Annotated in this window: 6 protein-coding genes; 1 reads left to right on the top strand and 5 read right to left on the bottom strand. The window is 73.9% G+C overall.

All coding sequences use genetic code 11. From position 1 onward, the window contains the following. The 5 genes from ACYVPE_RS31875 to ACYVPE_RS31855 form a co-directional block, all read right to left on the bottom strand. On the bottom strand, positions 1 to 1,544 hold a 1,544-nt coding region (locus ACYVPE_RS31875; RefSeq protein WP_461037250.1), incomplete at its 3' end, for a hypothetical protein. Then, positions 1,528 to 3,345, bottom strand: a complete 1,818-nt coding sequence (locus ACYVPE_RS31870; protein ID WP_461037249.1) for a flavin-containing monooxygenase — start codon at positions 3,343 to 3,345, stop codon at positions 1,528 to 1,530. The genes ACYVPE_RS31870 and ACYVPE_RS31875, both read right to left, overlap by 17 nt. A 46-nt stretch (positions 3,346 to 3,391) precedes the next feature. Further along, positions 3,392 to 4,177, bottom strand: coding sequence for an SDR family NAD(P)-dependent oxidoreductase (locus ACYVPE_RS31865; protein ID WP_461037248.1), 786 nt, complete (start codon positions 4,175 to 4,177; stop codon positions 3,392 to 3,394). Positions 4,178 to 4,308: 131 nt separating this feature from the next. After that, the gene (locus tag ACYVPE_RS31860; RefSeq protein ID WP_461037247.1) at positions 4,309 to 5,049 is read right to left on the bottom strand and encodes a response regulator transcription factor; all 741 of its coding nucleotides are present in this window, start codon (positions 5,047 to 5,049) and stop codon (positions 4,309 to 4,311) included. Further along, positions 5,039 to 5,590 (bottom strand): MarR family winged helix-turn-helix transcriptional regulator, encoded by a 552-nt coding sequence (locus ACYVPE_RS31855; protein WP_461037246.1) that lies wholly within the window; start codon positions 5,588 to 5,590, stop codon positions 5,039 to 5,041. Before ACYVPE_RS31855 ends, ACYVPE_RS31860 begins: the two co-directional genes overlap by 11 nt. 101 nt (positions 5,591 to 5,691) lie before the next feature. Between ACYVPE_RS31855 and ACYVPE_RS31850 the strand changes: the two genes are divergently transcribed. Continuing rightward, positions 5,692 to 7,125 carry an MFS transporter gene (locus ACYVPE_RS31850; protein ID WP_461037245.1) on the top strand — a complete coding sequence of 478 codons (1,434 nt, stop codon included), beginning with the start codon at positions 5,692 to 5,694 and terminating at the stop codon, positions 7,123 to 7,125. Positions 7,126 to 7,150: the final 25 nt, after the last annotated feature.

Here is a 7,150-nt window from a genome sequence, read left to right as displayed (position 1 = left end):
CCCGCCCCTCCCGGCGGGGCCGGCGGCTCGGCCCGCCCGGTGGCCGGCGGCCGGCCGACCGGCAGGTGCTCGGCGACCACCCGGCGCTCGCCGGTGGTCAGCGAGATCGCCAGCAGTCTGCGGCGCGCGGTCTCCACGGTGAACAGCTCGTCGCCGTCGACGACCAGCCCCTGGGGCGCGCCGAGGCCGTCCGCGACGGTCGTGCCTGGACCGCCGCCTGCGTCGTCCAGCCGTACCACCGCCCCGAGTTCGTCGTCGGTGACGTGGAGGCGCCCGGCGCCGTCCAGGGCCACGTCGACCGGGTGCGGCAGGCCCTCGGCGAGCACGGTGACGGCGTCCGCCGCGTCGACGCGCAGCACCCGGCCCGCGCCGGCCTCGGCGACCAGCAGCGCGCCGTCCCTGGCGACGGCGATCCCGACCGGATCGCGCAGCCCGCTGACCCGCACCCGGGTGGTGTCGTCGGCCGGGTCGTGGGTGTGCACCTCGCCGCGTCGGGTGGTGAGGTGGAGCAGGCCGTCGTCGGCGGTCAGGCCGTGTGCGAAGATGATCAGGCGACGGGTCAACGCCTCGTCGGGCCATGGCGGTTGGGCGACCGTCTCGGCCGGCGCCGGGGTGCTGGTCAGGCTGAAGTGGTCGGCGACGTGCACCCGGCCGCCCAGGTCGACGGTAATCCCGAACGGCCCGTTGAGCCCACGCGGTACGAGGTCCCTGGTCCTGCCGTCCGGGTGGACCTCGGTGATGCCGCCGCTGGCGTAGCTGGAGACCAGCATCCGGTTCTCGGCGTCGAAGGCGGCGTTGTCGAGGCCGGTCACGCCGGTGGCCAGCAGGGTGCGCCGGCCGCTGTCCCGGTCGATCCTGGTGAGCAGTCCTGCCGGGCCGCGGGAGAGCACCACCAGGGCGCCACCCTGGTCGAAGCGGACGGCCACCGGCTCGTCGACGGCGTCGGCGAAGAGTTCGGCCGGGCCGCCGTCCGGGTGCACCCGCCAGACCTGGCCGGTGATCATGTGCGGGTAGTAGAGCCAGCCGTCGGGGCCGCGCTGCATGGCGTTGCCGAAGGCGAGGTCGTCGGCGAGCACCACGGGGTCGCGGCCGTCGGGGAAGAGCTCGAACAGCCGGCCGTCCGAGCGCATCTCGTTGACGAAGAGCCGGTCGCCGACGCAGGTGATGCCGTTGGGTTGGGCGACGTCCGCGGTGACCAGGTGGAACTCGCCGGCCGGGGTGCGGCGCCAGACCCGTCCGGGGGTGAGGTCGGCGATGTACATGGCGCCGTCGGCGCCGAAGGCGAGGTCGTCAGGGGCCTGGACGGGGTCGCCCGGGCCGACGACGGTCTCCACGTCGCCGGTGGCCACCTCGACGGCGCTGATCCGGCCGGCGAGGAACTGTGCCACGTAGAGCCGGCCGTCGGGGCCGAAGGCGACGCCGTTGGAACCCCACAGCGGGTTGGGGTGGTTGAGCCGGGTGGCGCGCCAGCCGGCGCCGGTGGCGGGCCGCCGGGCGCCGGCGGGGTCGAGGCGGCTGGGGCGTGCGTCAGTCGGCGAGGACATCGCGCAGCCCTCCCTCCGTGCGCCACCGCCTGATCAGCCGGTGGAAGGCGATCGGCCCGTCGCCGAACGAGGGGCGGCGGCCGGCCCGCACCCGGCCCTCGTTGTTGTAGTAGCCGGGGGTGCACTCGGCGTGGAACGCCGAGTGGTCGACGCCGCGTTCGTGGAGCGTGGCCTGCCAGTCCTCCTCGGCCTCGGCGGTGGGCTCCACCCGGTGGTCGGTGCGTTTCATGGCCTCGGCGACCACCTCCCCGATGTGCTTGGCCTGTTCGTCGAGGACGTGGGTGAAGTTCACCGAGCTGGCGTTCTGCAGCGCGCCGAGGTGGAAGAGGTTGGGGAAGCCGTGGCTGTAGAAGCCGTGCAGGGTGCGTGGCCCCGCCGCCCAGTGCTCGGCGAGGGTGCGCCCCGCCCGGCCGTGGATCGGGAAGCCGGTGCGGTCCTGGGTGGGCAGGGTGAGGTCGAAGCCGGTGGCGAAGATCACGCAGTCCACCTCGTAGGAGACGCCGTCGACCACCACGGCCCGCTCGGTGAGCAGCTCGATGCCGGGGCCCGCGGTGTCCACCAGGGTGGTGTTGGGGCGGTTGAACGTCTCCAGGTAGGTGTCGCTGAAGGTGGGGCGCTTGCAGGCGTAGCGGTACCAGGGCTTGAGGGTCTCGGCGGTGGCCGGGTCCGCGACGATCCGGTCGACGCGGGCGCGGATCTCGTTCATCATCCGGAAGTCGGCCAGTTCGAGCAGGCGGTCGCGTTCCTCGTCCGGCTCCCCGTCCGGCCGGTGGTCGACGCGGGGCATCAGGGTGCCGAGCAGGTGGCCGCCGGCGGTCCAGCCGTCGTCGACCAGGTCCACCTCGGTCGGCGCGCCGCTGACGGCGGCGAGGAAGTTCTCGCGGCGCTCGTGGTGCCAGCCAGGGGTGAGGGCGGCGGCCCAGCCGGGTTCCGTGGGGCGGTTGCCGCGCTCGGCGACGGACGACGGGGTGCGCTGGAAGACGTAGAGGTGGCCGGCGGCCGCGCCGAGGTGGGGGACGCACTGGATGGCGGTGGCGCCGGTGCCGATGACGCCGACGCGCTTGTCGGCCAGCCGGTGCAGGTCGCCGTCCGGTCCGCCGCCGGTGTAGGCGTAGTCCCAGCGGCTGGTGTGGAAGGTGTGGCCGCGGAAGGTCTCGATGCCGGGGATGCCGGGGAGCTTGGGGCGGCCGAACGGGCCGCCGGAGACCACGACGTAGCGGGCCGCGATCCGGTCGCCGCGGTCGGTGGAGACGGTCCACTCGCCGGCGGCGTCGTCCCAGCGCAGCCCGTCGACCTCGGTCCCGAAGCGGGCGTCGGCGTAGAGGTCGAAGTGGCGGCCGATCGCGCGGGCGTGCTGGCGGATCTCCTCGCCCGGCGCGTAGCGCCACTCGGGGACGTAGCCGACCTCCTCAAGCAGCGGGAGGTAGACGTAGGACTCGATGTCGCAGTGGATGCCCGGATAGCGGTTCCAGTACCAGGTGCCGCCGAAGTCGCCGCCCCGCTCGATCACCCGGATCCGGTCGAGGCCGGCCTGGCGCAGCCGGGCGGCGGCGAGCAGCCCGCCGAAGCCGCCGCCGACGACCACGGCGTCCACCCGGTCGTGCAGCGGCTCCCTGGTGTGGTCGGTGGCGTAGGGGTCGTCCACGTAGTAGCCGAAGTCGCCGGTGGCGGGCCGGTACTGACCGCTCCCCCGCGGGTGCAGGCGGCGGTCGCGTTCGGCGCGGTAGCGGGCGCGCAGGGCGTCGGGGTCGAATCCGGGCTCCTGGGGATCGGAGGGGAGGCTGGTTTCGGATAACGACATGCCTGTCCTTCGTGAGGGGGTGGTGGGGTGAGCCGTGCCGGCGGGGTCAGACGGCCGACCAGCCGTTGTCGACCGGCAGCACGACGCCGTTGATGTTGCTGGCGGCGTCGGAGGCGAGGAACACGATCGCGGCGGCCAGTTCGTCGGCCTCGGCGACCCGGCCGACCGCCGCGCGGTGCGCGCCGATCGCCCGCGGGCCGCGGCCGGGGCCCGGGCTGACGGCGATGTTGGTGCGGGTGCCGCCCGGCGCCACGGCGTTGATCCGGATCCCGGTGTCCCGGTACATCACGGCGGTGGAGAGGGTGAGGCCGGCGACGCCCCACTTGGAGACCGTGTAGGCGGTGCCGGCCGCGCTGCCGCGCAGGGACGCCTCGGACGCGGTGTTCACGATGGCGCCCGAGCCCTGGGCGAGCATCACGGGCAGCGCGGCGCGGGTGAGGCGGAAGGGGGCGGTGAGGTTGACGGTGAGCAGCCGCTCCCACATCGCGTCCGTGACGTCGGCGGTGGCGGACATGTCGTCCATCACGCCGGCGTTGTTGACCAGCACGTCGAGCCGGCCGAACCGGTCGACCGCGGTGGCGACGACGGCGTCGACGACGGCCTGGTCGCCGAGGTCGCCGACCACGGTGACGGCGGTGGAGCCGCCGGCCTCGATCTCCGCGCGGACCCGCTCGGCGGCCGGGGCGTCGATGTCGGCCACGACGAGGCGGGCGCCGGCCGCGGCCAGCCGCAGGGCGGTGGCCCGGCCGATGCCGGAGCCGCCGCCGGTGACGACGGCGCTGGCGTTCTTCAGTCCAGGGGCTGGTGCGGGGGCGGCCTTGGCGTCGGTCATCTCGCTCCTGGGGGTGGGGGGTGGAGGCGCCGACGCCGGTGGCGGCGCCTCTCTCGACCTCGGGTCCAGGAAACCGGGCGCCGCTGACCGCGACCGGCCGGCTACCTGACGTCAACCTGACGTGACCGGGGTCACAGTCGGCCGAGCCAGTAGCCGAAGCCGCGGCGGGTGTGGAGGAGGGCGGGCTGCTGCTGGTTGACCTTGCGGCGCAGCCGGGAGACCAGCTTCTCGATCGCGTTGTCGCCCCGGAACTCGCCCCAGACGTGGTAGCAGATCTGCTCCTTGGTGACGACCTGCTCCGCGTTGGCCAGCAGGTAGCGCAGCAGCCGGTACTCGGCCGGGGTCAGGTCCAGCACGCGTTCGCCGCGCCGCACCCGGCAGGTGACGTCGTCCAACGTCAGGTCCGCGTAGCCGGGCGGGGCCTCGGCGCGCGGCGGCCCGTCGCGCCGCAGCAGCACGTGCGCCCTGGCCAGCACCTCGGCGACGCGGAACGGCTTGGTGACGTAGTCGTCCACCCCGTGGCCGAGGCGGTGGACGACGCTGCCGAGGGCCTCGTGGGCGATCAGCAGCAACACCCGGGGGCGGTCGGCGTCCCGGTGGCGGAGCACGGGGATGCCGTTGCCGTCCGGCGGGACCACGTCGATGACCACCAGGTCGAAGCGGTGCCGCGCGATCCGGGCGACGGCCTCGGTGCGGCTGCCGGCGGTGCCGACCCGGTAGCCGGCGAGCTCCAGCGTGGTGGAGAGCATCTCGTGGGTGCCGGGGTCGTGGACCGCGACCAGCACGCGCTCGCCGGCGCCGCGCGCCGGCAGTGGCGCGGCGCCGTGGCCGAGGCCCGTAACAGGTCGGGGGCGGCGGGGTTCATGCGTCATGTCCGACGGGCGATCGGGAGGTCTCCTGGCTCTCCTGGGCGTCGCGGGTTTCCCGGGCCTCCTGCTCGGCGGCGTAGTCGACGAAGTCGTCGACCATGCGCTGGAAGAGGTCGGCGAGCCGGCCCAGGTCCTCGGGGGCCCAGTGGCCGAGCGCGTCCCACATGCCGCGCCGCGAGGTCTGGCGGATCCGGTCGACGGCGTCCCGGCCGGTGGGGGTGAGGCCGATCAGCTGGGCCCGGCCGTCGTCGGGGTCGGGGCCGCGCTCCACATAGCCGGCCCGTTCGAGCCGCTGGGCCTGCCGGGTGACGTGCGGCGCCTCCACGTTCAGCCGGGAGGCCAACTCCCCCACCCGCAGCCGCTCGACGTCGGCGAGGCCGCGCAGCAGGGAGACGGCGGCCCGGTCGAGCGGCACGCCCGACTGGGCCATGAGGCGGTCGTGCTGTCTGGCCCGACTGCTCAGGTAGGCGATCCGGTGCAGCTCGCGCTCGATCTGGATCACTTCGGCCGGCACCTGGGCGGCCGGCGGGTGTGGTGTGGCCATGGACCCACTTTACCAGCTCATTGCCTAAGTCAAGTAAGCTACTATTTTCCTGAGTTAAGTAATCGTGGAAATCCGTAGAAACGTGGAAACAGGAGCCACCTGTGACAGACACCACCATCGCGGCGGCCGAGCCCAACCGCCTCGGTCGGTCGACGACGAGCCGCCCCGGCCTGACCCTCCTGGCACTCGCCGTGTCCGGTCTCGTCGTGTCCCTGCAGCAGACCCTCGTCCTGCCCCTGCTGCCCCGGCTGGCCGAGACCTTCGACGCCACCGTGACGTCCGTCGCCTGGGTGTTCACCGCCACGCTGCTGGCCGGCGCGGTCGCCACCCCGCTGCTCTCGCGCTTCGGCGACATGTACGGCAAGAAGAAGATGATCATGCTGACGATGATGCTGCTCGTCGTCGGCTCGGTGGTCTGCGCGCTCGCCGACTCGCTGACCGTGATGATCGCCGGCCGGGCGCTCCAGGGCGCGGCGGCCGCCGTGATCCCGCTGGCCATCGGCATGATCAGGGACACCTTCCCGCGGGAGCGGGTCACCACCGCGATCGGCGTCGTCAGCGCCACCATGGGCGTCGGCGGCGCGGCCGGCATGCTGGTCACCGGCGTCATCGCCGACAACACCGACACCCACCACCCGGTCTTCTGGATCTCCGCCGCCATGGCCGCCGTCGGCCTCGGCTTCGTGGTCGCCTGCACCTCCGAGTCCACCTCGCGCACCGGTGGCCGCCCCGACATCCCGGGCGCCCTGCTGCTCGCCGGCTTCCTGGTCAGCCTGCTGCTCGGCATCAGCCAGGGCAACGCCTGGGGCTGGACCGACGCCCGGATACTCGGCCTGTTCGCGGCGGCGGTCGTGCTGTGCGTGGTCTGGGTCATGACCCAGCTGCGGGTCCGCGACCCGCTGGTGCGGCTGCCGCTGCTGGTCGGGCCGCGGTCGCTCTCCGCCAACCTGGCCTCGCTGCTGCTCGGCTTCGCGATGTTCGCGGCCTTCCAGCTGGTGTCCAACTTCATCCAGACCCCGGAGGACGCCGTCGGCTACGGCCTGTCGGGATCGGTGCTGGACGTCGGCCTCTACATGCTGCCGAGCACCGTCACCATGCTGCTCTTCTCGGCCCTGGCCGGCCGCTTCGAGGCCAAGCTCGGCGCCGCGCGGACGCTGGCCATCGGCTCGGCCTTCGCGGCCCTCGCCTACCTGTGGCTGGCCCTCCAGCACGGCTCGGTCGGCGACTTCCTGATCTTCAGCGCCATCCAGGGCGTCGGCTTCGGCATCGCCTACGCGGCGCTCGGCACGCTGGCCGTCCAGCACGTGCCGATGGAGCAGAGCGGCATCGCCAGCGGCGTCAACTCGCTGGTCCGCACCGCCGGTGGCAGCCTGGCGAGCGCGGCGACGGCGGCCATCCTGGTCGGCGACGTGCTGCCGGGCACGGGCGTGCCGACGGTGGACGCGTATGTGACCTGCTTCGCGATAGCCGCCGTCGCGGCGGCCGCGACGGCGATCATCGCGGCCGTGCACGGGGCGCGCCACCGGACGGCCTGACGGCCTGAAGGGGTGGTGGGGTGGG

The organism is Streptomyces mayteni (assembly GCF_054783955.1).
This window is presented reverse-complemented; position numbering and strand designations above follow the sequence as displayed.

What these genes read in the sequence shown, in the direction of transcription:
- ACYVPE_RS31870 (WP_461037249.1), bottom strand. Translation starts at nt 3,345, where the DNA reads ATGTCGTTATCCGAAACCAGCCTCCCCTCCGATCCCCAGGAGCCCGGA.
- ACYVPE_RS31865 (WP_461037248.1), bottom strand. Translation starts at nt 4,177, where the DNA reads ATGACCGACGCCAAGGCCGCCCCCGCACCAGCCCCTGGACTGAAGAAC.
- ACYVPE_RS31860 (WP_461037247.1), bottom strand. Translation starts at nt 5,049, where the DNA reads ATGACGCATGAACCCCGCCGCCCCCGACCTGTTACGGGCCTCGGCCAC.
- ACYVPE_RS31855 (WP_461037246.1), bottom strand. Translation starts at nt 5,590, where the DNA reads ATGGCCACACCACACCCGCCGGCCGCCCAGGTGCCGGCCGAAGTGATC.